The organism is Burkholderia sp. AU18528 (assembly GCF_002223215.2).
GTDB classification, from domain to species: Bacteria; Pseudomonadota; Gammaproteobacteria; order Burkholderiales; family Burkholderiaceae; genus Burkholderia; species Burkholderia semiarida.
In genome coordinates this window covers 856,510-881,658 of the sequence record NZ_NKFC02000005.1, presented here as the reverse complement: position 1 = coordinate 881,658, position 25,149 = coordinate 856,510, and the positions used below count along the sequence as shown (strand labels likewise).

Sequence of the window (25,149 nt, the reverse complement as noted above, 5' to 3'; positions counted from 1 at the left end):
GCCGGCCCGTGCAGTGTCGTTGTCTGCACCGCTGCATCAGCAAGCAACGGGCCAACGCGCGCAGAGCCGCGCAAACAGGGGCAGGGAGGACTGCGTGGGGCCGTCGGCGACGGTGTGCGTGCGCAAATGTTTCAGTCGTGCAACACGCAGCGGCGCGGGCTGGCCGGCGGCAGGCCCGGCGGGCGGGCGACGGCGGGATGACGGGGGCGGCTCACGGCGCACGCGGCAGCGATTCCGCTGGGGAATCGCACGCGCCGCAGGCCGATCGGTTTCATTCGTGCAACGTGCGCGCGGCCGTTTCGGTCAGGTGTCGGCGGCACCGCGCATCATGCGTTCACATTCGACTGCGCGGCGAGCCACGCACAGAACTGCGCGACGAGCGGATCGTCGGCCGGCGCGCCCGGCGCGATCCACCAGTAGCTGCGCGTCGCGATGCGCGGGCCGGGCAGCGGCATCACGAGGCGCCCGCTGGCGAGCTCGTCGTCGATCAGCGGCAACGGGCCGAGCGCGACGCCGAGCCCGTCGACGGCCGCCTGCAGCGCCAGGTAGAAGTGGTCGAACGACTGCCGCTTGCGCCCCTTCATCGTCACGCCGGCCGCCGCGAACCAGTCGCGCCAGCCTTCCGGCCGCGTATCCGAATGCAGCAGCACGTGCCGCGCGAGATCGTCCGCGCGGGTAATCGGCGCGCGCTTGAGCAGCGCGGGGCTGCACACCGGGATCACGCTTTCGTCGAGGAAGTGGCCGCTCGTGCAATTCGGCCAGTGGCCGGGGCCGCGGCGGATCGCGACGTCGAAGCCGTTCAGCGTGTCGAGCGGCGCGTTCGACGTCGACAGCTTCAGCTCGACGTTCGGCACGTCGCGCTGGAACCGCGACAGGCGCGGCAGCAGCCATTTCATCGCGAAGGTCGGCAGCGCATTGATGCGCAGCACGCGCGCCGCGCCGGTGCTGCGCAACTGTTCGGTCGCGTGCGCGATGCTGTCGAACGCCGCGCGCACGGTGTCCAGGTAGCGGCGGCCTTCGTCGGTGAGCTTCACGCGCTTGCCGTGGCGATGGAACACCGGCTTGCCGAGCCATGCCTCGAACCCGGCGATCTGCCGGCTGATGGCACCGTGGGTCACATGCAGTTCGTCGCCCGCGGCGCTGAAGCTTTCATGTCGTGCCGCGGCTTCAAAGGCCCGAAGCGCGGAAAAGGGAGGGAGATCGCGTGCCATGCTTGTGATTCTAGATCACAAGGATGCGCCGATAAAATCGTTTTGACGGCATCCCGAACGGCGGTAACCTCGGTTCACCGCTTGATGAGGAGCCCCATGCAATCCGCCTTCCCGCCGGCCTCGCCGCCGCCTGCCGCGTCCCCCCGCAGCGTCGGTCTCGCCGAGCTGTTCACCGGTTTCCTGTCGCTCGGCCTGATGTCGTTCGGCGGCGCGTTGCCGTTCGCGCGGCGCACGATCGTCGACGAGCGCAAGTGGCTCTCCGCCGACGAATTCACCGATCTGCTCGGCCTCTGCCAGTTCCTGCCGGGCGGCAACGTGATCAACCTGTCGGTCGCCGTCGGCATGCGCTTTCGCGGCGTGGCCGGCGCGTTCGCCGGCATTCTCGGGCTGATCGCCGGCCCGACGCTCGTCGTCGTCGCGCTCGGCGTGCTGTACGCGAAGACGCAGAACGATCCGCGCGTGCAGCACCTGTTCGCGGGGCTCGCGGCCGCGGCGGCCGGCCTGCTCGTCGCGATGGCCGTGAAGGTCGCGAAGCCGCTGCTTCAGGCGCCGCGCGCGGCGGCCGCGATCGCGGTGCTCGCGTTCGTGGCGATCGCGGTGCTGCGCATGCCGCTCCTGACCACGATGCTGGTGCTGACGCCCGTCAGCATCTGGCTCGCGTCGCGCCGCCGCGCGGCCGGCACGCCGCGGCCCGCGCCGGCTGCCGCGCGGGGCACGCACGATTCGCCCCACGGGCAACAGGAGCGCCGGCCATGAGCGACACGCTGATCGCCATCGCGACGATCTTCAGCCAGTTGTCGCTGCTCGCGTTCGGCGGCGGCAACACGATCCTGCCGGAGATGCAGCGGCAGGTCGTCGACGTGCATCACTGGATGAGCGCGCACGAGTTCACCGCGCTGTTCGCGCTGGCCCAGGCGGCGCCGGGGCCGAACATGATGATCGTGTCGCTGGTCGGCTGGCACGTGGCCGGCTGGGCCGGGCTGCTGGTCGCGTCGCTCGCGAAGTTCGGGCCGTCGTCGATCGTCACCGTGCTCGCGCTGCATGCGTGGGAGCGCTTTCGCGACCGGCCGTGGCGCCGCTACGTGCAGCAGGGGATGATGCCGGTGACGGTCGGGCTCGTCGCGGCAAGCGCGGTGCTGATTTCCGATGCGTCGAACCGCACCGCGATCCAGTGGGGCATCACGGCCGCATGCGCGGTGCTGGCGTGGCGCACGCGCATTCATCCGCTGTGGCTGCTCGCGGGCGGCGCGTTGATCGGGCTCACGGGCATCGGGCAGTGACTGGCGTGTCGCATGTCGCCGGCCGTTGCGCGCGACGGTTCAGCGGCTAGTGCGACGCGCGGCGCCCGGTGGCGCACGTTATATTGGCGCACGGCAGGCGGCGAAGCCCGGCCGCGCAGTGCCGGCGGCGCGCCGCGCCTGCCGGCACGACCGACATTCGCGCCGCCCGCCGCGCACACCACGGAGGATCGATGGATCTCGACGGCGCCAGCCGCAATCTCACTGTCGCCGCATTGCTGACGCTGTCCGGCGGCTATCTCGACGCGTACACCTACGTCGGCCACGGCCACGTGTTCGCGAACACGATGACCGGCAACGTCGCGCTGCTCGGCATCAACCTGTCGGCGGGCGAATGGGCCGCCGCGCTGCACCACGTGCCCCCGCTCGGCGGCTTCGTGCTCGCGGTCTTCGTCGCGCATCTGTTCGGCCTCGCCGCGCGGCGCGGCTGGATGCGTCATACGGCGTTCGTGAGCCTGATCGTCGAGATCGCGTTTCTCGGCGTCGCCGCGAGCGGCCTCGTCGGTGCGTCGAGCGCATGGCTGATTCCGGGCATCTCGTTCGTCGCGACGTTGCAGACGCTGTCGTTCACGCATCTCGAGGAACTGTCGTACACGTCGGTGATGACGACCGGCAACCTGCGGCGTGCCGCGCAGAAGCTGTTCGTCGGGCTGATCCCGCGCTACGACGCCGGCGCGCTGCACGACTCGGCGCTGCTCGCGACGATCAGTTTCTGTTTCCTGGCCGGCGCGGTGGTCGGCGGCCTCGTGACGCGGCTCGTGCCGGACATCGCGCTGTGGGGCGCGGTGCTGCTGCTCGTCGGCGCGTTCGCGGAGATCGTGCGGCGGGCGTGGCGGCGCGCGGGGAACGGCGGTGCGGGGAGCGAGGACGGTGACGGCGACGCGGGCACCGGCAGCGACGGGGCGACGCAAACGGCCTGACGGCAAGCGGCAAGCGGCAAGCGGCAAGCGGCAGGCGGCAGGCGGCAGGCGGCAGGCGGCAATCGGCAAGCAGCGGACAGCAAGCGGCAGCCAGCGCAACGATTTCGCCGGTTCTTTCGCCGCAATCCGCGTGACCGCACCGCACCATCGTCGAACCTCGCAGCGCCGTACTCGTCCGCCGGCGCCGCCGCGCACCGTCCCGCCGCCGCGCGAGCCAGGCCCGCCGCGGGAAACGTTGCTCCCGGACGACAATCGCGCGCTTGCCGCGTATTTCAATTTCTTTCAGCGTTCGCACTCGTCTTATGATTCAGCCCACATCGCGCGCGCCATGAACGTGTGCGATCGCCACCCGGCTGCGCACGCGGCCGGTCACGAATGGAGACACCTAAAAAAGGAACGCTCATGAAGCAGACCACCCGACTCGCCGCTATCGCAGGGGGCGCGGCGCTGGCCTTCGCCAGCCAGTACGCAGCAGCACAAAGCTCGGTCACGCTGTGGGGCGTCGCCGACGCCAGCATTCGTTACCTGACCAACGCCAACGCCAAGAACGACGGCCTGCTGTCGATGAGCAACGGCGCGATCACGAACAGCCGCTTCGGCATCTACGGCACGGAAGACCTCGGCGGCGGCCTGAAGGCCGTGTTCAACCTCGAGAGCGGCGTGAACCTGCAGAACGGCGCATTCGCCGACAGCGGCCGCCTGTTCAACCGCGCGGCGTACGTCGGCCTGCAGAGCCCGTACGGCACGGTGACGCTCGGCCGCCAGAAGACGCCGCTGTTCGACCTGCTGGCGGACACCTACGATCCGCTCACCGTCGGCAACTACCTCGAAAACGCGTGGCTGCCGGTCGCCCTCGGCGGCGGCCTGTATGCGGACAACCAGATCAAGTACACGGGCACGTTCGCGGGCCTGACCGCGAAGGCGATGTACTCGACCGGCACCAACTACGAATCGACCGGCGCCGGCGGCTTCTCGGGCCAGATTCCGGGCTCGCTCGGCAAGGGCAACGCATGGGGCGTGTCGCTGTCGTACGTGATGGGCCCGCTCAGCATCGCGGCCGGCGCGCAGCAGAACAGCGACAACTCGGCGCGCAAGCAGACGATCTACCACGCGAACGTCGTGTACGCGTTCAGCAAGGCGAAGATCTACGCGGGCTACCTGCGCTCGAAGGACGACACGGGTTTCGTCGACAGCCTGCTCGCGCAGCAGTCGATCCCGGTCGCGAAGGGCACGGGCCGCATCGACGACGGTCCGTTCGCCGGCGTGAGCTGGCAGGTCAGCGCGCCGCTGACGCTGACGGGCGCGTTCTACTACGACCACATGCGCAATGCGATGACCACGAACGGCACGCTCGCGAGCGGCAACCGCTACGCGATCGTCGGCATCGCCGAGTACGCGCTGAGCAAGCGCACCGAAATCTACGGCACCGTCGACTTCAACAAGACGAACGGCGCGGCGAACGTCGAGCTGCCTGGCCGCAGCAACCAGACCGGCATCGCGATCGGCCTGCGCAATATCTTCTGACGAACGTCGGAAAATGCATGCGCCGGCTTCGTCCGGCGCGCATCGAAGAGGCTCCGCGGAGCCTCTTTTTTTCGTCGCGCGGCCTTCATGCGCGCGACCGACTATTCGGCGAACGCTCCATTGCGGCAGTCCCGCGCCGTAAGCGATCCGTCGGCAATCCAGAACATACTTTTACAGTACGCGCGCAGGCTTTCCGCTACGCTGCGTGCATCGCGCGTGGCATGCCGTCCGGCGTGCGCGTGCGTCGTTCCGATCGCGCTCCGCGAGCGCGGCCGGCCTGGTGCGTAACTTGTGTATCCGGCGATGACAAATGCGGTTCGCCGGTTTCTTTCGTGGGACGATGCGCTCACGATTTTCTTGAAAGGGGATGACGATGGGTATCCTGAATGTCGTGGGTGAAATCGCCGGCGCAGTGGCCGCCGTCGAAGGCGTGGAAAAGCTGGACCCGGATGCGGGCCTGCTGACCAAGGCGGCCGCGGCCGTCGCCGGCTTCAAGGGCGCCGAGGCGATCGAAGGCATGCTCGAGAAGAAGGACGAGCAGCCGCGGCAGGCAGACGATACGCAGTCGACGGACGGCAGCGACACGTCGCAGGCATGAGCATGGCGGCCGGTCCGGCCGCGGGCGCGCCCTTCGCGCGCTCGGGCCGACCGGTGCCGCGCAACCGGCAGGTCGGGCATGCGGTCGATCGGTGACGCATGGCACAACCGCCAGCCGGTTTGACCGGCGAGAGGCGTCGTCTCTCGCCGTTTTTTATCGGGCGCACGTCATGCGCCGCACGAATCCCCGAATCTTGCTATCGTGCCCCCATCCGAACTGCGATGAGGGAATGCGATGGATTTCGACTACGACCTGTTCGTCATCGGCGCCGGCTCGGGCGGCGTGAGGCTCGCGCGCATGTCCGCGTCATACGGCGCACGCGTCGGCATAGCGGAAGAAGAGCAGATCGGCGGTACCTGCGTGCTGCGCGGCTGCATCCCGAAGAAGCTGCTCGTCTACGCGTCGCACTACCCGCACGAAGTCGACGACGCGAAGGGCTTCGGCTGGACTTTCGGCGCCGGCACGCTCGACTGGCCCGCGCTGATCGCCGCGAAGGATCGCGAGATCAACCGCTTGAGCGACATCTACATCAGCCTGCTGCGGCAATCCGGCGTCGACATGCACGCCGGCCGCGCGACGCTCGTCGATGCGCACACGGTCGCGGTCGGCGCGCGCACGATCCGTGCGCACCACATCGCGATCGCGACCGGCTCGCGTCCGGTGTTGCCGCCGCGGCCCGGCATCGAACACGCGATCACGTCGCGCGAGGCGCTGTCGCTCGCGACGTGCCCCAAGCGCATCGCGGTGGTCGGCGGCGGCTATATCGCGGTCGAGTTCGCGGGCATCTTCAACGGTTTCGGCAGTCACGTCGACGTGTTCTATCGCGGCGAAAAAATCCTCCGCGGCTTCGACGACGACGTGCGCCAGTTCCTGACCGACGAGATGACGAAGCAGGGCGTCACGATTCACCCGCGCGCGGTGATCGAATCGATCGAGCGCACGAGCGACGGCACGCTGTTCGTGCGCGTCGGCGACGCGCGGCACGGGCCGTACGATCAGGTGCTCTATGCGACGGGGCGCGTGCCGAACGTCGACGGGATCGGGCTCGAGCAGGCGGGCATCCTGCTCGATGCGCGCGGCGCGATCGCCGTCGATGCGTATTCGGCGACGTCGGTGCCGTCGGTCCACGCGATCGGCGACGTCACGTCGCGGCCGCAGCTCACGCCGGTTGCGACGCGCGACGCCGGCTTGCTCGCGCGCACGCTGTTCGGCGGCTCGCGCGTGGCGGTCGATCACGCGTACGTGCCGTCGGCCGTGTTCAGCCAGCCGGAGGTCGCGACGGTCGGCCTGACCGAGGCCGATGCGCGTCACGCGCACGGCGACGTCGATATCTACCGCACGTCGTTCAAGGCGCTGCGTCACACGCTGTCGGGCCGCGACGAGCGCACGCTGATGAAGCTCGTCGTCGCGCGCGACAGCCAGCGCGTGGTCGGCGCGCACATGGTCGGCCGCGATGCGGGCGAGATCATCCAGGGCATCGCGATCGCGATTCGCGCGGGCGCGACGAAGGCGCAGTTCGACGACACGATCGGCATTCATCCGACCGCGGCCGAGGAGTTCGTGACGATGCGGCAGAAGGTGGCCGACTAGGGCGTGAACACGCGCTGGGACGCACCGGGCGCGCCGGCTCGCGGGGCCGCCGTGCGCGTTGCACCCATGCTCGGTCGGCGCGTCGTATATCACGCGCTGGCCGACGATTCGGAATGCACGTCCATTCTTCTCAAGAAATACCGTCTCAATAATCAGGCTTGGTATGATCCACAAAAATCACATACGGGGCCGATCATGCGCGAACAACAGCGCAGTAACCAGAATCATCGCGTAGCGGGCGCACGTGGGGGCGCCGATTCATGCGCCGCGCGTTCGCATCTTGCCGCGACCGATCCGTTGCGCGCATTTTCTCTTCGCATGCCGCCCTCTCCGTCGCCGTCCGGGCGATGAAGTCGCGCGCGCCGAAGCACGCCCAGGCCGTTTCGATCACCGCATCAACCGCCGGCTCTTCAGTCAGCCTGTGAGCCGGCATGCCCGTTCCGGGCCATCTTTCCACGCAAGGAGACCAGCAGTGAACATTCAGACACGACGCACCGTCCTCGTGGCGGCCGCGGTCGTCGCGGCGCTGTCCGGCTGCGCGACCGAATCGTCGCGCACGCTCGACGTGCCGGCCGTCAGCAGCGCGCAGAAGCCGTACGCGGGCAAGCCCGTGGCGATCGCCGTCGGCAAGTTCGACAACCGTTCGAGCTACATGCGCGGCATCTTCTCCGACGGCATCGACCGCCTCGGCGGACAGGCGAAGACGATCCTCGTCACGCGCCTGCAGCAGAGCCGCCGCTTCAACGTGCTCGATCGCGAGAACCTCGACGAGATCAAGCAGGAAGCGGGCTTCATGAAGAAGGCGCAGGCCGTGAAGGGCGCGAACTACGTCGTCACCGGCGACGTGACCGAGTTCGGCCGCAAGGACGTCGGCGATCATCAGCTGTTCGGCATTCTCGGCCGCGGCAAGACGCAGGTCGCGTACGCGAAGGTCAACCTGAACATCGTCGACACGACGACGTCGGAAGTCGTCGCATCGAGCCAGGGCGCGGGCGAGTTCAGCCTGTCGAACCGCGAGGTGATCGGCTTCGGCGGCACGGCCGGCTACGACTCGACGCTCAACGGCAAGGTGCTGGATCTCGCGATCCAGGAAGCCGTGAACCATCTGGCGGAGCAGGTCGACGCCGGCGCATTGAAGGTCGCGCAGTAAGCGTCGCAACCCGCCGCAGCGGGCGCCGGGGCCGGCGCCGCGCTCGACCGATTCAACACGACATCACAAGAGAAAAGACCATGAAACGGGGTAACTGGCTGCCGGCGACGGCCGCCGCCTTGCTGCTCGCCGGCTGCGCGAGTTCCACGCCGCCGCTCTATCAGTGGACCGGCTATCAGCCGCAGGTGTACGAATACTTCAAGGGGCAGAAGTCGCCGCAGGAGCAGATCGACGCGCTCGAAAAAGCGCTGCAGGAGATTCGCGGCAAGGGCCATACGCCGCCGCCGGGCTTCCACGCGCATCTGGGGATGCTGTACGCGAGCATCGGCAGCGAGCAGCAGGCCGAACAGGAACTGCAGGCCGAGAAACAGCTGTTTCCGGAGTCCGCGACCTACATGGACTTCCTGCTGAAGAAGAAAACCGGTGCGCCGAAGGCCGCCGACCCGAAGGCGGCCGGCCAGAAGGCGGTCGACCAGACGGTCGCCGGCCAGAAGAACGCCGATCCGACCACCGCCAAACAGTGAGCGACGCACCCGCCATGTTCAAGACACTCTCATTCAAGCTGCTGTCCGTGCTGTCGCTCGTCGCGTTGCTGAGCGCGTGCGCGCAACCGGTGAAACGGCCCGACTACACGGCGTTCAAGAAGAGCCAGCCGCGCTCGATCCTCGTGCTGCCGCCGCTCAACGAGACGTCCGACGTGGGCGCGACCTACGGGCTGCTGTCGCAGATGACGCTGCCGCTCGCCGAGTCGGGCTATTACGTCGTGCCCGTCGCCGTCATGGACGAGACGTTCAAGCAGAACGGCCTGACCAACCCGGCCGAGATCCAGGAGACATCGCCCGCGAAGCTGCGCGAGATCTTCGGCGCGGACGCCGCGCTGTATTCGAAGGTGTCGCAGTACGGCACCGTCTACCGGGTTCTCGCGAGCGCGACGGTCGTGTCGGCATCGGCGAAGCTCGTCGACCTGCGTACCGGCGACGTGCTGTGGCAGGGCCGCGCGAGCGCGAGCAGCGACGAAGGCAACAACAACGGCGGCGGCAGCCTGATCGGCATGCTCGTGGTGGCCGCGGTCAAGCAGATCGCGAACACGCTGATGGACCAGAGCCACGACGTTGCGGCGTACACCAGCACGCGACTGCTGTCGGCCGGTCCGCCGAACGGGCTGCTGTACGGTCCGCATTCGCCGAAGTACGGCACGGACTGAGCGGCGCAGGGCGCGCGGGCGCTTCATGCGCCCGTCGTGCCGACTGCATGCAATCGGTCCGAACGGCTGCACCATGTGCGCGCGCGGTGTGTGTTTGCCGCGTTTTCGCGCTCACGGCCGTATCGCAATGCAGTGCCGCGCAATCACGCTCAATGCACGCCGAACGCGTCCAGCAGCCGGTACCAGCTCATCGCGAGCACCAGCGCCGGCGTGCGCAGCGCCTCGCCGCCGGGGAAGTCGCGATGCCGGATCTTGTCGAACAGATCGAAGCGGCTCGCCTGTCCGTCGATCGCTTCGGCGATCAGCTTGCCCGCAAGCGCGGTCGTGTTCACGCCGTGCCCTGAAAACCCCTGCGCGAAGTACGTCGTCGGCGTGATGCGGCCGAAATGCGGCGCACGGTTCATCGTGATGTCGACGAAGCCGCCCCACGCATAATCGACCTTCACGTCCGCGAGCTGCGGGAACGTCTTCAGCATGTCCGCGCGCATCGCCGCGGCGAGATCGCGCGGCTCGCGCGTCGAATAGCTGACCTTGCCGCCCCACACGAGCCGCGTGTCCGGCGCCGGCCGGAAATAGTCGAGCACGAAGCGGCTGTCGCAGATCGCCGCGCGCGCGGGCATCAGCGCGTCGGCGCGCGCCTGGCCGAGCGGCTCGGTCGCGATCACGTAGGTGCCCACCGGCATGATCTTCCTCGCCAGCGCGGGCGCGAGCGTGCCGACGTACGTATTGCACGCGAGCACGACGAAGCGCGCGCGCACGTTGCCGCCGCTCGTCTCGACGACGTGGCCGCCGGACACGTCGCGCACGCGCGTCACGCAGCTGTCCTCGTGAATGCGCACGCCGGCTTCGGTTGCCGCCCGCGCGAGGCCGAGCGTGTAGTTCAGCGGATGGAGGTGGCCGCTGTCCGGGTCGTACAGGCCGCCGCGATAGCGTTCGGACTGCACGTAGTCGCCGAGCGCGTCGGCTTCGACGAAGTGGAAGCGGTCGTAGCCGAAGCGCTTCGCGGCTTCGTCGCGCCACCGCTTCAGCGCATCGGCGTCGCGCTCGGTGTTGGCCGCGGTCAGATAGCCGGGCATCAGCGCGCAGTCGATGCCGTGCCGCGCGATGCGCGACTTCACGAGCGACAGCGTTTCGAGCCCCATGTCCCAGATGCGCTTCACGTCGCCTTCCGGCATGAATCGCGCGAACGTGTCGATGTCGCACGCGAAGCCGCCGATCAACTGGCCGCCGTTGCGGCCGCTCGCCGCCCATCCGACCCGCGACGCTTCGAGCACGGTCACCGAATGGCCGCGCTCGGCGAGGTTGAGCGCGGCGGACAGGCCCGTGAGGCCCGCGCCGATCACGCACACGTCGGCGTCGGTCGTGCCGGCGAGCGGCGCGTGGCGGGTCGTATCGTTGGCGGTCGCCGCGTAGTACGACGCGACGTGCGGCTGGTTGGCGAATGTCTGCATGATAGGAAGCGCGGAGTGAAAGGGCTCAGAACAGCTCGCGTACGCGGTGGTACAGCATGCCGAGCTCGAGCGCGGGCTGCCGCCATGCGTCGCCGCCGGGAAAGCGCCGGTGACGCAGGCGCGCGAACAGGTCGAACGCGCGCGTGTCGCCCGCGATCGCACCCGCGACCGCGCGCCCGGCGATGCCGGTCAGCGCGACGCCGTGCCCGCTGAAGCCCTGGACGTAGAAGAAGTTCGGATCGATCGCGCCGAAGTCCGGTGCGCGGTTGCGCGTGACGTCGACGAAGCCGCCCCACGCGTGCTCGACGCGCACGTCGCCGAGCTGCGGGAACACGCCGACCATGCGCTGCCGGATCGCTTCGGCGAGCGCGGCGGGCGACGCGCCGGCCGAATTCGCGCGGCCGCCGAACAGCATCCGGTGGTCGGCCGACAGCCGGAAGTAGTCGAGGAAGAAATTGTTGTCGCACACGGCTTCGCGTCGGGCGATCAGCGCGTCGGCGCGCGTGCGGCCGAGCGGCTCGGTCGCGATGATGTATGACGCGATCGGCGCGATGCGCGCGGCGGTTGCGGCCGGCAGCACGCCGCCGGGGCCCGCGTTGCAGCACGACACGACGAAGCGGCAGCGCACCTCGCCCGACGGCGTGCGCACGACGGGCCGCGCGCCTCGCACGACGTCGAGCGCGGGCGTATGCGCATGCAGCGCGACGCCTTCGCGGCGCGCGGCATCGGCGAGGCCGAGGCAGTACTTGAGCGGATGCAGATGGCCCGACAGCGGATCGTGCACACCGGCCAGATAGCGCGTCGATGCAATGCGCGCCTGGATCTCGTCGGTATCGAGCCACGCGAGCGACGGATGGCCCCAGCGCGACGTCGCGGCGTTCATCCACGCACGCAGGTCGTCGATGCGGCGCGGCTTCGTCGCGACCGTCAGGTAGCCGCGCGTGAAGTCGCAGTCGATTCCGTAGCGCGCGATGCGCTCGGCGATCAGCGCGACGCCGTCGAGCGACAGCGACCACGCGGCGCGCGCGCCGTCGGCGCCGAGCTGCCGCTCGATCGCTTCGTCTTTCGCGAAGCCCGTGATCGCCTGGCCGCCGTTGCGGCCCGATGCGCCCCAGCCGGGCCGGTGCGCATCGATCACGGCGACGGACAGCCCGCGCGCGCGACAGTCGAGCGCCGTCGACAGGCCTGCGAAGCCGGCGCCGATCACGCACACGTCGACGTCGATCGCCGCTTCGAGCGTCGGATCGTCCGCCGCGGGCCGCGCGGCGGTTGCTTCGTAGTACGAGTCGCGCGCGAGCGCATCGGCGCGGCGGGTGAAAGACTGCGTCATGAAACCGACTCCCTCGACAAGGCCGCGCGCTGCGCGCGGCCACCCAAAAAACGGCGCGGGACGCCGTGCGTGCGGCACGGCGCCCCGCGCGTGCCGCATCAGAACGAATAGATGAACTGCGTCGCGAGCAGGTCGTTGGACTTGCCGTACGACCCGTCGTTGCGCAGGAACACCTTGTTGTTCGCCCAGTCGTGCCGGTATTCGACCTTCACGGTGATCTGCTGGGTCGGATAGAACAGCAGGTCGAGCGCGACGTCCTGGCGCACCGCGCCCTTGCACTCGAAGCCCAGGCCGCCGCCGGCCTTCGACATCGCGAGGCAGTCCGCGTCGACGCCGAAGCCGTTGCTCGGGTCCATCCCGTTGCCGTTCAGCGCGATCCCGCCGCCGCCGCCGCCGTTCTTCGAGTTCGCGAGCAGGTCGTAGCGCAGCGTCACGCCCATGCGGCCGACCACCGGCGCATTGAACTTGCGGTGCGCGAGCAGCGACAGCCCGTACCACTGCGCGAGCCCGCCGTTGAACGCCGCATGCTGCTGCCGGCCGTAGTCGACTTCGGCGTTGTACTGAACGTCGGCGAGCGTGTAGGTCGCGTCGAGTTCGCCGAAGAAGAACGAACCGTAGCCGCTCGGCGCCGCGCCGCCCGGGCCGTAGTGGACGTTGCCCTGGTCGTCGATCGCGCTCGCCAGCGTCTGCCGCCCGATGTTGAACGAGCCGCCGATGTCGAGCGCGCTCGACCACGTGTAGTCCGCGCGCGCGGTGAAGGTCGGCACCTTGTTGCTGGTGGTGATCGGATCGCCGAGCGCGTTGGTGCCCGTCTGCGTGACCGAACCGTACGTGCGGTACTGCTCGTTGCCGAGGAAGAACTTCCACGCCCAGGCGCCCTTCGTGTAGTTCGCGCCGATACCGACGTAGCTGCCCGGATCGGAGAAATCGTACAGCAGGTTGTGCGTGAGCGTGAGCATCTGGTTCGACTGCTGCACCTCGTAGCCGCCGAAGCTCGGGATCAGGCCGGCCACCAGCGTGGTCGACGCGGTGATCGGCACGTTGACGACCGCCGTGTTCAGCAGGTTGTCGGTGATCGAGCCGCGCGAGTTCTGCAGCAGCGTGATGCCGTTGCCGCGGTTCGGCATCAGCGTGATCTCGGCCGACGGCGCCATCGGGCCGACGCCGAACGTCTTCTTGATGTCGAGGTAGAGATCGCCGAACGTGCTGTTGAAATAGTTGTACGCGTTCTCGTGGTTCGCGAACAGGAACGACGACGTGCCGGCCGCGCGGTTGTAGACGTAGGTCGGATCGATGTAGCCGGTGACCGACAGGCCGGCGAGCGGGCCGGTGTTGGCCGCGTCGGTCAGCGAGTCGACCTTCAACTGCTGGTTCGCGATCTGCTGCTTCATTTCGCTGACCTCGTCGTTGGTCAGCATGGCGCGCGCGCGGCCGTAATCCGGCGAGCCCGGATCGGCCGCGACCGCGACGGCGCTGCCGCCGCTGCCGCCGCCGGCCATGCCGCCGCTCGCGCCGGACGCCGCGACGGCCGCTGCGCCGCCCGGCTTCGCGGCGAGCTGCGCCTGCATCGCCTTCATCTGTTTCTGCAGCGCCGCGACCTGCGCCTGCAGCGCCTTGATTTCGGCGGATGTCGAACCGGCCAGCGCGACGCCCGGCAACGCGCCGGCCACCAGCAGGCAGATCAGTTTCTTCTTCATTGCGGATTCTCCTAGTCGTGCGCCTGTCAAATCGGGATCGAATCGCGCGCCCCCCCTGGGGCAGCGCGTGTTGCTTGTCTGCAGTGCTTGTTGTCGTCGACGCGGGCGGCGGGCCGTCAGGCCGCCGCGAACGCCGCCTTCAAGTCGGCCATCCGGCGCCGCTCGCGCGCGATCATCATCCGGTTCACGACGATCACGCCGATCGTCACGGCCGTGATGAACAGCGTCGCCAGCGCATTCATCTCGGGGTTCAAGCCCAGCCGCACGCGCGAGAACACCACCAGCGGCAGCGTCGTCGAGCCGGGCCCGGACAGGAACGCCGACAGCACCAGATCGTCGATCGACAGCGTGAACGACAGCAGCCACCCCGACAGCAGCGCCTGCGAGATCAGCGGCAGCGTCACCACGAAGAACACCTTCAGCGGCGTCGCACCCAGGTCGAGCGCGGCCTCCTCGAGCGACTTGTTCATCTCCTTCACGCGCGACTGCACGATGATCGCCACGTACGACACGCACAACATCACGTGGCCGATCCAGATCGTCACCATCCCGCGCCCCTTCGGCCAGCCGAACATCTGCTCGAGCGCGACGAACAGCAACAGCAGCGAGATTCCCTGGATCACCTCCGGAATCACCAGCGGCGCGTTGATCATCCCGGTGTACAGCGTGAAGCCCTTGAAACGGCCGAAGCGCGCGAGCACGAAGCCCGCCCACGTGCCGATCACGACCGACGCGGTGGCCGTCAGGAGACCGATCTTCAGCGACAGCCACGCGGAGTTGAGCAGCTCGTCGTCGTCCAGCAGCGCCGCGTACCATTTCAGCGAGAAGCCCGACCACACCGTCACCAGCTTCGATTCGTTGAACGAGTACACGACGAGGCTGATGATCGGGATGTACAGGAACAGGAAGCCGAAGGCGAGCACGCCCGTCGACAGCGGTTTGTTCGGCTTGATCATTTCGCGTCTCCCAGTTCCTTGACCTGGTAGTACTGGAACAGCGCCATCGGCACCAGCAACAGCAGCACCATCGCGACCGTCACCGCGGACGCCATCGGCCAGTCCATGTTGTTGAAGAATTCATCCCACATCACGCGGCCGATCATCAGCGTGTCGGCGCCGCCGAGCAGCTCCGGGATCACGTACTCGCCCACCGCCGGGATGAACACCAGCAGGCTGCCGGCGATGATCCCGTTCTTCGACAGCGGCAGCGTGATGCGCGTGAACGCGACCCACGGCTTCGCACCGAGGTCGTACGCGGCCTCGAGCAGCGTCAGGTCCATCTTCACGAGGTGCGCGTAGAGCGGCATCACCATGAACGGCAGGTACGAATAGACCATCCCGATGTAGACGCCCGCATCGGTGTGGTAGAGCCGCAGCGGCGTGTGGATGATGCCGAGCGCGATCAGCGTGTGGTTCAGCAGGCCGTCGTCCTTCAGGATGCCGATCCATGCGTACACGCGGATCAGGAACGACGTCCAGAACGGCAGCATCACGGCCATCATCAGCACGTTGCGGCGGTTCGGCTCCGAGCGCGCGATGTAGTACGCCATCGGGTAACCGATCAGCAGGCACAGCACCGTCGACACGGCGGCCATCTTCAGCGAGCTGAGGTAGGTCGCGATGTACAGGTCGTCCTGCAGCAGGAACGCGTAGTGCGACAGTTGCAGCGCGAAATGCACGACGCCGTCCTTGATCTCAACGAGCGACGTGTACGGCGGGATGCCCATCACCTGGTCGGCGAAGCTGATCTTCAGCACCAGCACGAACGGCAGCGCGAAGAACACGGCCAGCCACAGGAACGGCACGCCGATCGCGACGGTGCGGCCCGACGGCAGCAAGCGCGACAGCGCGGCGAAGCGGCCCGGGCGGGCGCGGCCCGCGCCGGTGCGCGCGGCGCCGGTCGACACCGGCGCGGAAGGCGTGGAAGGCGTGGAAGCGGAGGTTCTCATCGTGGCGTCCTCACTGCGTCAGCACGACGCCGCTGGCCGGCGACCACGACACGAACACGTCGTCGTTCCACGCCGGCGCACCGTCGTTCATCAGGTGCGAGCTCGACAGGTTCGACACCACCGTCTTGCCGCTCGGCAGGCGCACGTGATACAGCGAATAGCTGCCCATGTACGCGATGTCGGTGACGACGCCGCGCGCCCAGTTGTGCTTCGAGCCCGGCTTCTCGCGCGACACGTGGATGCGCTCCGGGCGCACCGAGATGCCGACCGGCATGCCGAGCGGGCCGGTCACGCCGTGGCTCACGTACATGCGGGTTTCGAGGTCGTCGCTCTCGACGAAGATGTGATCGGGCTCGTCCTCGACCACGCGCCCCTCGAACAGGTTCGTCGAGCCGATGAATTCGGCCGAGAAGCGGCTGTTCGGGTATTCGTAGACTTCGCCGGGCGAGCCGATCTGCACGATCTTGCCTTCGCTCATCACCGCGAGGCGGCTCGCCATCGTCATCGCTTCTTCCTGATCGTGCGTGACCATCACGCAGGTCACGTCGACCTTCTCGATGATGTTCACGAGTTCGAGCTGGGTCTTCTGGCGGATCTTCTTGTCGAGCGCGGACATCGGCTCGTCGAGCAGCAGCAGCTTCGGGCGTTTCACCAGCGAGCGGGCCAGCGCGACGCGCTGCTGCTGGCCGCCCGACAGCTGATGCGGCTTGCGCTTCGCATACTTGCTCATCTGCACGAGCGCGAGCGCATCGGCCACGCGCTCCCTGATCTCGTTCTTCGGCGTGCCTTCCTGCTTCAGACCGAACGCGACGTTCGACTCGACCGTCATGTGCGGGAACAGCGCGTACGACTGGAACATCATGTTGACCGGGCGGCGGTACGGCGGCAGCGACGCGAGGTCCTCGCCGTCGACGAAGATCTTGCCGGAGGTGGCCGTTTCCAGCCCGGCGAGCATGCGCAGCAGCGTGGACTTGCCGCAGCCCGAGCTGCCGAGCAGCGCGAACAGCTCGTTCTTCGCGATCGTCAGGTTCACGTTGTCGACGGCCGTGCTGTCGCCGAATTTCTTCACGACGTTTTCGATGCGCACGAATGCATCGCTCTGCGTACGGGGCGCGGCGGCCGGTTGGGTCTGGCGTGCGGCAGCGGAAGAGGGTATCGATTGCATGGGAGTCACCATTCGTTCTTCACGGATTGCAGGCGTGAGCGTCCCCGCGCGAGGCGCGCAACGCGACTCGCGAGCAACGGCTCGTGCCGGATGGAACAGCGCGCGCGTGGCGCGCGGGCGGACGGACGTCCGCGGATCTCAGGCGGGCAGGCGTACCGCGATGCCTGCGCCGCCGCGATGCATGGCGGTCAGTGGCCCGTCTTCAACTGCGCCCACAGACGGTTCTCGAGGCGCAGGATGTCGGCCGGCATCGGCTTCATCAGCACCATCTTCTTCAGCACGTCTTCGGGCGGGTAGACGGTCGGGTCCTGCGCGACGGCCGGCGTGACGAACGGGTGCGCGGCCTTGTTCGCGGTCGGGTAGAACACCGTGTTGGTGATCGCCGCGTTGACCTTCGGGTCGGAAATGTAGTTGATCCACTTCATCGCGGCTTCCGGGTGCGGCGCATCCTTCGGGACCACCATCACGTCGAACCACAGCAGGCCGCCTTCCTTCGGGTTCGCGAACTTGATGTCGTACGAGCGCTTCGCCTCGGCCGAGCGGCGGTGCGCGATGCCGACGTCGCCCGACCAGCCGAGCACGACGCACACGTCGTTGTTCGCGAGGTCGTTGATGTAGCCGGACGAATTGAACTGGGTGATGTACGGGCGGACTTTCTTCAGGACCTCGAACGCAGCCTGGTAATCGGCCGGGTTCTTGCTGTTCGGATCCTTGCCCATGTACTGCAGCGTGGCGGCGAACACGTCCACGGCCTGGTCGAGGAACGACACGCCGCAGCTCTTCAGCTTTTCCATGTTGGCCGGGTCGAACACCAGCGCCCAGCTGTCGACCGGCGCCTTGTCGCCGAGCGCCTTCTTCACCGCCTGCGCGTTGTAGCCGATGCCGTCCGTGCCGTACGCCCAGGGCACGCCGTACTGGTTGCCCGGGTCGGCGTCGGCGATCATCTTCATCAGCAGCGGGTCGAGGTTCGCGAGGTTCGGGATCTTCGACTTGTCGAGCTTCTGGTACACGCCGGCCTGGATCTGCTTGGCCATGTAGTTCGAGGTCGGCACGACGATGTCGTAGCCGGAGCTGCCGGCCAGCAGCTTCGCCTGAAGCGTGTCGTCGCTGTCGTAGTTGTCGTACTTGACGTGGATACCCGTCTGCTTCTGGAAGTTCGGGATCGTGTCCGGCGCGATGTAGTCGGACCAGTTGTAGACGTTCAGGTCCTCGGCATGGGCCGACGGGCTGGCGACCGACGTGAACGCGGCCACTGCGGCAAGGGCCGCGATGGAACAGGCTTGGCGAAGTAAGCAGGCACGCATGGTGGAATTCCCCTGGATGATGGCGGCGTGCGGCGCCCGCCGCACGCCTGTAGGCAAAACCGTTACGAAATACCCAGTTGCTGGGCGGTGGCGTCGACGGCCTTCTTCGCCTTCGACACGAGCTCGTCGATTTCCTGGCGCGAGATCACGAGCGGCGGCGACAGCAGCATCCGGTCGCCGGTCGCGCGCATGATCAGGTTGCCGTTGAAGCAGAAGTCGCGGCAGATCGTGCCGACGTCGCCGCCGTTCGCGAAGCGGCGGCGTTCGGCCGGCGCTTCGGCCAGTTGCAGGCTCGTGACCATCCCGTGGCCGTGCACTTCGCCGACGATCGGATGACGTGCGAAGGTTTCGCGCATCAGCGCCTGGAAGTAGGGGCCCGTGTCGGTCTTCACGCGCTCGACGATCCCTTCGTCGCGCAGCAGCTTCAGGTTCGCGACCGCGACGGCCGCCGCCACCGGGTGGCCCGAATACGTGAGGCCGTGGTTGAATTCGCCGTTGTCGATGATCGGGCGCGCGACGCGCTCGTGGATGCCCACCGCGCCCATCGGTACGTAGCCCGACGTCAGGCCCTTCGCCATCGTGATCAGGTCCGGCTCGAAGCCGAAGTGCTGATGCGCGAACCATTCGCCGGTGCGCCCGAACCCGCCGATCACCTCGTCGGCCACCAGCAGGATGTCGTACTTGCGGCAGATCCGCTGGATTTCCGGCCAGTACGTCGACGGCGGGAAGATCACGCCGCCCGCGCCCTGGAACGGCTCGCCGATGAACGCGGCGACGTTGTCCGCGCCGAGTTCGAGAATCTTCGCCTCGAGCTGCTGCGCACGCGCGAGGCCGAACGCTTCGGGCGTCTCGCCCGGCTGTGCTTCGCCGAAGAAATACGGCTGGTCGATATGCACGATGTGCTCGACCTTCGACGGCATCTGCTCGTGCATGTAGCCCATCCCGCCGAGCGTGCCGCCCGCGATCGTCGAGCCGTGATAGCCGTTCCTGCGCGAGATCACGTATTTCTTCTGCGGCTTGCCCTGCACGCGCCAGTACTGGTGCACGAGGCGCAGCACGGTGTCGTTGCCTTCCGAGCCGCTGTTGCAGTAGAAGAAGTGGTTGAAACCGGCGGGTGTCACTTCCGCGAGCATCGCGGAAAGCTCGATGATCGGCGGGTGCGTGGTCTTGAAGAACGTGTTGTAGAACGGCAGTTCCTGGATCTGGCGATACGCGGCGTCGGCGAGCTCCTTGCGGCCGTAGCCGACGTTCACGCACCAGAGGCCGGCCATCCCGTCGATGATCTTGTTGCCGTCCGAGTCCCACAGGTAGACGCCGTCGGCCTTCACGATCACGCGGCTGCCGGCACGGTTGAGCGCGCCCATGTCCGAGAACGGGTGGATGTGGTGCGCGGCGTCGAGCGCGCGGTATTCGGCGGTCGAGCGCGCCTGCGTCGCGCGCGGCGCGGCGGCCGTGGCGCTCGGCGCGGCCGGCTGGATCCAGGCAGATTCGTTGCGGTAAGTCATGTTTCCTCCGTGATTCCGTATGCGGTTGGCACGCTTACACGTGCAGCAGCAGATGGCGGCGTTCCCACGAGCTGATCACGCGGAAGAACGCTTCGTATTCGGTTTCCTTCAGCGCGAAATACGCCTTCAGGAACTTGGGCCCGAGGATCTCGCCGAGCGGCTCGCACGCGGCCATCAGCGTCAGCCCTTCCTCGAGATTGCGCGGCAACTGGTACGGCAGGCTGTAGCCGTCGCTCACCAGCGGCTCGGTCGGCTCCAGGCGCTGCGTCATGCCGAGGTAGCCGGCCGCGAGCGTCGCGGCGAGCGCGAGGTACGGGTTGCAGTCCACGCCCGGGATGCGGTTTTCGATGCGGCGCGCGGCCGGGCCCGAATGCGGAATGCGGAACCCCACCGTGCGGTTGTCGTAGCCCCACTGCACGTTGATCGGCGCGGCCATGAAGCGCGACAGGCGGCGGTACGAGTTGATGTACGGCGCGAAGATCGGCATCAGCGCCGGCGTGTACTTCTGCAGCCCCGCGAGGTAGTTGTAGAACATCGACGTCGCGCCGCCCGTCTCCTGCGACGTGAACAGGTTCTGGCCCGTTTCCTCGTCGACGATGCTCTGGTGCACGTGCATCGCCGAGCCCGGTTCATCCTCCATCGGCTTGGCCATGAACGTCGCGTACATGTTGTGACGCAGCGCGGCCTCGCGCACCGTGCGCTTGAACAGGAACACCTGGTCGGCGAGCGACAGCGCGTCGCCGTGCATGAAGTTGATCTCCATCTGCGCGGCGCCGACTTCGTGGATCAGCGTGTCGATGTCGAGGTTCTGTGCTTCGCAGTACTCGTAGATGTCCTCGAACAGCGGGTCGAACTCGTTGACGGCCTCGATCGAATACGACTGGCGGCCCGTTTCCGGGCGTCCCGTGCGGCCGACCGGCGGGCGCAGCGGCAGGTCGGGGTCCTTGTTCATGTCGACCAGGTAGAACTCCAGCTCGGGTGCGACGACGGGCTTCCAGCCCTTCGCCTTGTACAGGTCGAGCACGCGGCGCAGCACGTAGCGCGGCGAGATCTCGACCGGCGAGCCGTCGAAATGCACGCAGTCGTGGATCACCTGCGCGGTCGGGTCGACGGCCCACGGGATCAGGCGGATCGTCGACGTGTCGGGCACGCACACCATGTCGGGGTCGGTCACGCCGGTGAGCGATCCGTCTTCCGGATAGTCGCCGGTGACGGTCTGCACCATCACGGCCTGCGGCAGGCGCATCGATTCGCCGGACGTGAACTTGTTGCGCGGCGTGATCTTGCCGCGCGCGATGCCGGCCATGTCGGGAATGATCGCTTCGATCTCGGTGATCCGGTGCTGCTTCAGAAAGCCTTCGATGTCTTGCATGTCTGTTCTCGTTGTCTGGTGGGCGCGCTCAGGCGAGCGCGGCGGCGGCCGTGGCCCGCGTGCGGGCGGCGCGGCGGGCGCGGCAGGCGTCGCCGAACGCGCGGAAGATCGCGCTCGACAGCGGGTTCTGCGCGTGCCGCCATTCCGGATGCCACTGCACGGCGAGCGCGAATGCCGGCGCGTCGGCGACGCTCACGGCCTCGATCAGGCCGTCCGGCGCGACGGCCTCGATCGCGAGGCCCGCGCCGAGCCGCGCGATGCCCTGCTTGTGCAGCGAGTTCACGTGCACTTCGTCGCGGCCGCCGGCGAGCGCATGCAGCTTGCCGCCGGGCGTCAGGCGCACGACGTGCGCCGGGCCGTATTGCGTGTCCAGCGGCGCGTCGTCGTCCTCGCGGTGATCGGCGAGGCCGGGCACGTCGTGCACGTGCTGGTGCAGCGTGCCGCCGAAGACGACGTTCAGCTCCTGGAAGCCGCGGCATACGGCGAGCACGGGCACGCCCGCGACGATGGCCGCACGCAGCAGCGGCAGCGTCGTCGCGTCGCGCGCCGGGTCGTGCTTCGTGCCCGGCGCACTCGGTTCGCCGCCATACAGATGCGGCTCGACGTTCGAGTAGCTGCCGGTAAACAGCAGCCCGTCGACCGCGTCGAGCACGTCGTCGGTCGACTGGCGCTCGCCGAGGGCCGGCAGCACCATCGCGAGCGCCTGCGCGCCGTCGACGATCGCGGCGACGTACTTGTCGCCGACCGTATGCGACGCGTGGGCGCCGATCTGGGTGAGGTCGGCGGTGATGCCGACGAGAGGTTTCCTTTCCATGACGTCAATCAGTAATCCGTAGGGACGTGACGTGCCTCGAGCCGAATGCGGCAAAACGCGGGCGCGACACGACCCCGCAGCCGGGCGCGAGGCGCACGGCCGCTGGTGAATGGGCGCAACGGGATGGCGTGGTGATCCGCGCTGCGCGCGACGGTCAGGCCGTCGTTCGGTTCATCGCGATGCGCGACGCGGCAACGCATGCGCGCACGCGTTCCGTCACCGCATGGACGATGCGGTTGGCGAATCGGCGGACGAAACGAACGGCGTAAAGAAAGGAGAGGCGCTACGGCAGCAGCGACGCCACTTCGTCGGTATCGACGGCGACGAATGCGCGTGCGGAAACGGCGTTGTGGCGCCGAACGGAACGACGGGACAGGATGGTGTAGATCGACAGGTGAAGCAGGCGAGGACTATGCCAGCCGCAACTGCCGTCGGAAGCGGGACCGGCGCTGCGCAAACTTCGCACATCGCCTCGATCCCACCTCACCAGAGGGCCACGGACTCTCACGATTACACTCGACTGGTTTGTTGAAAGTATTGAACACCTGATCGTTTCGACGCGCGGGGCGTTTAAAATAATCGAGGCGCCGGCCCTGCGTCATTCAACATTGACGGGCATCGATTGCTGCATTGCGATGCCGCTTTGACGCTGACCTGAGAGCCAGCATATACGAGCCAATAACGGCGTCAAATGTTTTTTAATGGTCCTGCATCAGGGCTTTCCCGAGCAGTATGAATAAAAGATTCGTAAAGGGAATAGTCGGCGCGCCGTCCATTATTTCGAACGCCTTTCAGGGTTTTCCCCGCTGATGTGCGTCATAAAGTGATTAGAATATTCAACGGCTGTCCCATGCGTCGTTTCACTTTGTCATCGCACTTATCGTGTCCGAAACCGAATCGATGTCCACCGAAGTCGCCGAGCGCCTGCGTTTCGTGCGCAACAAGCATGGCCTGTCGCAGCGCGAACTCGCGAAACGCGCCGGCGTCACCAACGGCACGATCTCGCTGATCGAACAGGGGCGCGTGAGCCCGTCGGTCGGCTCGCTGAAGAAACTGCTCGAATGCATTCCGATGAGTCTCGCCGAGTTCTTCACGTTCGAGCTCGTCGAATCGCGCGCGATCGTGTCGCGTCGCGACGAGATGCCGAACCTCGGCAACGAGTCGCTCGCGTTTCAGCTCGTCGGCGCGAACGTGAAGGACCGCAACATGTGCATCCTGCGCGAAACCTATCAGCCGCTGGCCGACACGGGCCCCGAGATGCTGGTGCACGCGGGGCACGAGGGCGGCGTCGTCGTGTCGGGCCGGCTCGAGCTGACCGTCGACGGCGTGACGTGGCTGCTCGACCCCGGAGACGGCTACTACTTCGAAAGCCGTTTGCCGCATCGTTTTCGCAATCCCAGCGCGGAACTGATCTGCGAGGTCGTCTCGGCCAATTCGCCGGCGACCTTCTGACCGCGCGTCACCGCATTCGCTGCAGGCCGGCCGCGTGCCACGCGCGCGGCGTGCCGCATCGCGAATGCCACAACATTGAGGTATCCCGATGAACAAGTTGACTTTGGCTGACTGGCAACGCAAGGCGGCGTCGCTCGAGATCGAAGGGCGCGCATTCATCGATGGCGCGTCGCGCGACGCACACGGTGGCAAGACGTTCGACTGCGTGAGCCCGATCGACGGCCGCGTGCTGGCGAAGGTCGCCGACTGCGGCGAAGCGGACGTGAACGCCGCCGTCGCGGCCGCGCGCCGCGCGTTCGATGCGGGCGTGTGGGCCGGCCTGAACCCGCGCGAGCGCAAGGCCGTGCTGCTGCGCTGGGCCGCGCTGATGCGCGCGCATCTCGACGAGCTGTCGCTGCTCGAGACGCTCGACGCGGGCAAGCCGATCGGCGACACGACGACGGTCGACGTGCCGGGCGCCGCGTACTGCGTCGAATGGTTCGCCGAGGCGATCGACAAGGTCGGCGGCGAGGTCGCGCCGGCCGATCACCATCTCGTCGGCCTCGTCACGCGCGAGCCGGTCGGCGTGGTGGCCGCCGTCGTGCCGTGGAATTTCCCGATCCTGATGGCCGCATGGAAATTCGGCCCCGCGCTCGCGGCCGGCAACAGCGTCGTGCTGAAGCCGTCGGAGAAATCGCCGCTGACCGCGATCCGCGTCGCGCAGCTCGCGTTCGAGGCCGGCATGCCGGCCGGCGTGTTCAACGTGGTGCCGGGCGCGGGCGAGCCGGGCAAGCTGCTCGCGCTGCATCGCGACGTCGACTGCATCGCGTTCACGGGCTCGACGGCGGTCGGCAAGCTGATCATGCAGTATGCGGCGCAGTCGAACCTGAAGCGCGCGTGGCTGGAGCTCGGCGGCAAGTCGCCGAACATCGTGCTGCCCGACTGCCCCGATCTCGACCGCGCGGCGCAGACGGCGGCCGGCGCGATCTTCTACAACATGGGCGAGATGTGCACGGCGGGCTCCCGGCTGCTCGTGCATCGCGACATCAAGGATGCGTTCATCGAGAAGCTCGTCGCGGCCGCGCGCGCGTACGTGCCGGGCAATCCGCTCGATCCGTCGGTGTCGATGGGCGCGATCGTCGACGGCATCCAGCTCGAGCGCGTGCTCGGTTACATCGAGGCGGGGCGCGGCGAAGGCCGGCTCGTTACCGGCGGCGCGCGCGTGCATGCGGAAACGGGCGGCTTCTACGTCGAGCCGACGGTGTTCGAGGTGAAGCCCGATGCGAAGATCGCGCGCGAGGAAATCTTCGGGCCCGTGCTGTCGGTGATCGTGTTCGACGACGTCGACGAGGCCGTCAGGATCGCGAACGACACCGAGTACGGGCTGGCCGCGGCCGTATGGACGTCGAACCTGACGACCGCGCACGACGTGTCGCGCCGGCTGCGCGCGGGCACGGTGTGGGTGAACTGCTATGACGAGGGCGGCGACATGAACTTCCCGTTCGGCGGCTACAAGCAGTCGGGCAACGGCCGCGACAAGTCGCTGCACGCGCTCGAGAAGTACACCGAACTGAAGTCGACGCTGATCCGGCTGCGCTGACGTGTGGCCGGCTGCCGGCGCCTCGCCGTTCGGCGGT

The 25,149-nt window shown here is 67.7% G+C and carries 23 protein-coding genes; 11 read left to right on the top strand and 12 right to left on the bottom strand.

Going from position 1 to position 25,149, the window contains the following annotated elements:
- Positions 1–326 precede the first annotated feature (326 nt).
- Positions 327–1,211, bottom strand: a complete 885-nt coding sequence (locus tag CFB52_RS15780) for a transcriptional regulator GcvA (RefSeq protein WP_059583884.1) — start codon at positions 1,209–1,211, stop codon at positions 327–329.
- 96 nt (positions 1,212–1,307) lie between these two features.
- Here CFB52_RS15780 and CFB52_RS15775 point away from each other — a divergent pair, with 96 nt between their 5' ends.
- The 9 genes from CFB52_RS15775 (at position 1,308) to CFB52_RS15725 (ending at position 9,495) form a co-directional block, all read left to right on the top strand.
- Positions 1,308–1,967 (top strand): chromate transporter, encoded by a 660-nt coding sequence (locus CFB52_RS15775; RefSeq protein ID WP_099316891.1) that lies wholly within the window; start codon positions 1,308–1,310, stop codon positions 1,965–1,967.
- On the top strand, positions 1,964–2,491 hold the full coding sequence (locus CFB52_RS15770) for a chromate transporter (RefSeq protein WP_059583880.1): 528 nt from the start codon (positions 1,964–1,966) through the stop codon (positions 2,489–2,491). The genes CFB52_RS15775 and CFB52_RS15770 overlap by 4 nt, the downstream gene beginning before the upstream one ends.
- Positions 2,492–2,682: 191 nt before the next feature.
- Positions 2,683–3,429 (top strand): YoaK family protein, encoded by a 747-nt coding sequence (locus CFB52_RS15760; RefSeq protein WP_059583878.1) that lies wholly within the window; start codon positions 2,683–2,685, stop codon positions 3,427–3,429.
- 402 nt (positions 3,430–3,831) lie between these two features.
- Positions 3,832–4,953 carry a porin gene (locus CFB52_RS15750; RefSeq protein WP_060312162.1) on the top strand — a complete coding sequence of 374 codons (1,122 nt, stop codon included), beginning with the start codon at positions 3,832–3,834 and terminating at the stop codon, positions 4,951–4,953.
- A gap of 373 nt (positions 4,954–5,326) precedes the next feature.
- Positions 5,327–5,551 carry a hypothetical protein gene (locus tag CFB52_RS15745; RefSeq protein ID WP_099316976.1) on the top strand — a complete coding sequence of 75 codons (225 nt, stop codon included), beginning with the start codon at positions 5,327–5,329 and terminating at the stop codon, positions 5,549–5,551.
- Positions 5,552–5,785: 234 nt separating this feature from the next.
- Positions 5,786–7,141 carry a glutathione-disulfide reductase gene (gene gor, locus CFB52_RS15740; RefSeq protein WP_099316889.1) on the top strand — a complete coding sequence of 452 codons (1,356 nt, stop codon included), beginning with the start codon at positions 5,786–5,788 and terminating at the stop codon, positions 7,139–7,141.
- A gap of 478 nt (positions 7,142–7,619) precedes the next feature.
- Positions 7,620–8,291 (top strand): CsgG/HfaB family protein, encoded by a 672-nt coding sequence (locus CFB52_RS15735; RefSeq protein WP_185716591.1) that lies wholly within the window; start codon positions 7,620–7,622, stop codon positions 8,289–8,291.
- Between the two features lie 80 nt (positions 8,292–8,371).
- The gene (locus tag CFB52_RS15730; protein WP_059583873.1) at positions 8,372–8,815 is read left to right on the top strand and encodes a DUF4810 domain-containing protein; all 444 of its coding nucleotides are present in this window, start codon (positions 8,372–8,374) and stop codon (positions 8,813–8,815) included.
- Between the two features lie 14 nt (positions 8,816–8,829).
- Positions 8,830–9,495 carry a DUF799 domain-containing protein gene (locus CFB52_RS15725; RefSeq protein WP_059583871.1) on the top strand — a complete coding sequence of 222 codons (666 nt, stop codon included), beginning with the start codon at positions 8,830–8,832 and terminating at the stop codon, positions 9,493–9,495.
- A gap of 149 nt (positions 9,496–9,644) precedes the next feature.
- On the opposite strand, the gene CFB52_RS15720 is transcribed toward CFB52_RS15725, so the two are convergent.
- From CFB52_RS15720 to CFB52_RS35090, 11 genes are all read right to left on the bottom strand, one after another.
- Positions 9,645–10,946, bottom strand: coding sequence for an FAD-binding oxidoreductase (locus CFB52_RS15720; RefSeq protein WP_059583870.1), 1,302 nt, complete (start codon positions 10,944–10,946; stop codon positions 9,645–9,647).
- A 25-nt stretch (positions 10,947–10,971) separates the two neighbouring features.
- Positions 10,972–12,276, bottom strand: coding sequence for an FAD-binding oxidoreductase (locus CFB52_RS15715; protein WP_099316975.1), 1,305 nt, complete (start codon positions 12,274–12,276; stop codon positions 10,972–10,974).
- 98 nt (positions 12,277–12,374) lie between these two features.
- The gene (locus CFB52_RS15710; RefSeq protein WP_099316888.1) at positions 12,375–13,973 is read right to left on the bottom strand and encodes a DUF3138 family protein; all 1,599 of its coding nucleotides are present in this window, start codon (positions 13,971–13,973) and stop codon (positions 12,375–12,377) included.
- 116 nt (positions 13,974–14,089) lie between these two features.
- Positions 14,090–14,929, bottom strand: a complete 840-nt coding sequence (locus tag CFB52_RS15705; protein ID WP_059583866.1) for an ABC transporter permease subunit — start codon at positions 14,927–14,929, stop codon at positions 14,090–14,092.
- Positions 14,926–15,921 (bottom strand): ABC transporter permease subunit, encoded by a 996-nt coding sequence (locus CFB52_RS15700; protein WP_099316887.1) that lies wholly within the window; start codon positions 15,919–15,921, stop codon positions 14,926–14,928. The genes CFB52_RS15705 and CFB52_RS15700 overlap by 4 nt, the downstream gene beginning before the upstream one ends.
- 10 nt (positions 15,922–15,931) lie before the next feature.
- Complete coding sequence (locus tag CFB52_RS15695; protein ID WP_099316886.1) at positions 15,932–17,086, bottom strand: ABC transporter ATP-binding protein; 1,155 nt, start codon at positions 17,084–17,086, stop codon at positions 15,932–15,934.
- 188 nt (positions 17,087–17,274) lie between these two features.
- Positions 17,275–18,390: a polyamine ABC transporter substrate-binding protein gene (locus tag CFB52_RS15690; RefSeq protein ID WP_059583859.1), complete on the bottom strand. Its 1,116-nt coding sequence runs from the start codon at positions 18,388–18,390 to the stop codon at positions 17,275–17,277.
- A gap of 62 nt (positions 18,391–18,452) precedes the next feature.
- Positions 18,453–19,895 carry an aspartate aminotransferase family protein gene (locus tag CFB52_RS15685; protein WP_099316885.1) on the bottom strand — a complete coding sequence of 481 codons (1,443 nt, stop codon included), beginning with the start codon at positions 19,893–19,895 and terminating at the stop codon, positions 18,453–18,455.
- Between the two features lie 34 nt (positions 19,896–19,929).
- Positions 19,930–21,267 carry a glutamine synthetase family protein gene (locus CFB52_RS15680; RefSeq protein WP_059576368.1) on the bottom strand — a complete coding sequence of 446 codons (1,338 nt, stop codon included), beginning with the start codon at positions 21,265–21,267 and terminating at the stop codon, positions 19,930–19,932.
- Positions 21,268–21,295: 28 nt separating this feature from the next.
- On the bottom strand, positions 21,296–22,081 hold the full coding sequence (locus CFB52_RS15675) for a gamma-glutamyl-gamma-aminobutyrate hydrolase family protein (RefSeq protein ID WP_059576375.1): 786 nt from the start codon (positions 22,079–22,081) through the stop codon (positions 21,296–21,298).
- A gap of 283 nt (positions 22,082–22,364) precedes the next feature.
- Positions 22,365–22,547, bottom strand: a complete 183-nt coding sequence (locus CFB52_RS35090) for a hypothetical protein (RefSeq protein WP_059576381.1) — start codon at positions 22,545–22,547, stop codon at positions 22,365–22,367.
- 434 nt (positions 22,548–22,981) lie between these two features.
- Between CFB52_RS35090 and CFB52_RS15660 the strand changes: the two genes are divergently transcribed.
- Together CFB52_RS15660 and CFB52_RS15655 are read left to right on the top strand one after the other, a co-directional pair.
- Entirely contained in the window at positions 22,982–23,533 is a 552-nt protein-coding gene (locus tag CFB52_RS15660; RefSeq protein ID WP_059576469.1) for a cupin domain-containing protein, read from the top strand.
- Between the two features lie 88 nt (positions 23,534–23,621).
- Positions 23,622–25,112, top strand: coding sequence for an aldehyde dehydrogenase (locus CFB52_RS15655; RefSeq protein ID WP_099316884.1), 1,491 nt, complete (start codon positions 23,622–23,624; stop codon positions 25,110–25,112).
- Positions 25,113–25,149 lie beyond the last annotated feature (37 nt).

Coding starts and splice junctions, on each gene's coding strand:
- CFB52_RS15780 (WP_059583884.1), bottom strand. CDS start 1,211: ATGGCACGCGATCTCCCTCCCTTTTCCGCGCTTCGGGCCTTTGAAGCC.
- CFB52_RS15775 (WP_099316891.1), top strand. CDS start 1,308: ATGCAATCCGCCTTCCCGCCGGCCTCGCCGCCGCCTGCCGCGTCCCCC.
- CFB52_RS15770 (WP_059583880.1), top strand. CDS start 1,964: ATGAGCGACACGCTGATCGCCATCGCGACGATCTTCAGCCAGTTGTCG.
- CFB52_RS15760 (WP_059583878.1), top strand. CDS start 2,683: ATGGATCTCGACGGCGCCAGCCGCAATCTCACTGTCGCCGCATTGCTG.
- CFB52_RS15750 (WP_060312162.1), top strand. CDS start 3,832: ATGAAGCAGACCACCCGACTCGCCGCTATCGCAGGGGGCGCGGCGCTG.
- CFB52_RS15745 (WP_099316976.1), top strand. CDS start 5,327: ATGGGTATCCTGAATGTCGTGGGTGAAATCGCCGGCGCAGTGGCCGCC.
- gor (WP_099316889.1), top strand. CDS start 5,786: ATGGATTTCGACTACGACCTGTTCGTCATCGGCGCCGGCTCGGGCGGC.
- CFB52_RS15730 (WP_059583873.1), top strand. CDS start 8,372: ATGAAACGGGGTAACTGGCTGCCGGCGACGGCCGCCGCCTTGCTGCTC.
- CFB52_RS15725 (WP_059583871.1), top strand. CDS start 8,830: ATGTTCAAGACACTCTCATTCAAGCTGCTGTCCGTGCTGTCGCTCGTC.
- CFB52_RS15720 (WP_059583870.1), bottom strand. CDS start 10,946: ATGCAGACATTCGCCAACCAGCCGCACGTCGCGTCGTACTACGCGGCG.
- CFB52_RS15715 (WP_099316975.1), bottom strand. CDS start 12,276: ATGACGCAGTCTTTCACCCGCCGCGCCGATGCGCTCGCGCGCGACTCG.
- CFB52_RS15710 (WP_099316888.1), bottom strand. CDS start 13,973: ATGAAGAAGAAACTGATCTGCCTGCTGGTGGCCGGCGCGTTGCCGGGC.
- CFB52_RS15705 (WP_059583866.1), bottom strand. CDS start 14,929: ATGATCAAGCCGAACAAACCGCTGTCGACGGGCGTGCTCGCCTTCGGC.
- CFB52_RS15700 (WP_099316887.1), bottom strand. CDS start 15,921: ATGAGAACCTCCGCTTCCACGCCTTCCACGCCTTCCGCGCCGGTGTCG.
- CFB52_RS15695 (WP_099316886.1), bottom strand. CDS start 17,086: ATGCAATCGATACCCTCTTCCGCTGCCGCACGCCAGACCCAACCGGCC.
- CFB52_RS15690 (WP_059583859.1), bottom strand. CDS start 18,390: ATGCGTGCCTGCTTACTTCGCCAAGCCTGTTCCATCGCGGCCCTTGCC.
- CFB52_RS15685 (WP_099316885.1), bottom strand. CDS start 19,895: ATGACTTACCGCAACGAATCTGCCTGGATCCAGCCGGCCGCGCCGAGC.
- CFB52_RS15680 (WP_059576368.1), bottom strand. CDS start 21,267: ATGCAAGACATCGAAGGCTTTCTGAAGCAGCACCGGATCACCGAGATC.
- CFB52_RS15675 (WP_059576375.1), bottom strand. CDS start 22,081: ATGGAAAGGAAACCTCTCGTCGGCATCACCGCCGACCTCACCCAGATC.
- CFB52_RS15660 (WP_059576469.1), top strand. CDS start 22,982: ATGTCCACCGAAGTCGCCGAGCGCCTGCGTTTCGTGCGCAACAAGCAT.
- CFB52_RS15655 (WP_099316884.1), top strand. CDS start 23,622: ATGAACAAGTTGACTTTGGCTGACTGGCAACGCAAGGCGGCGTCGCTC.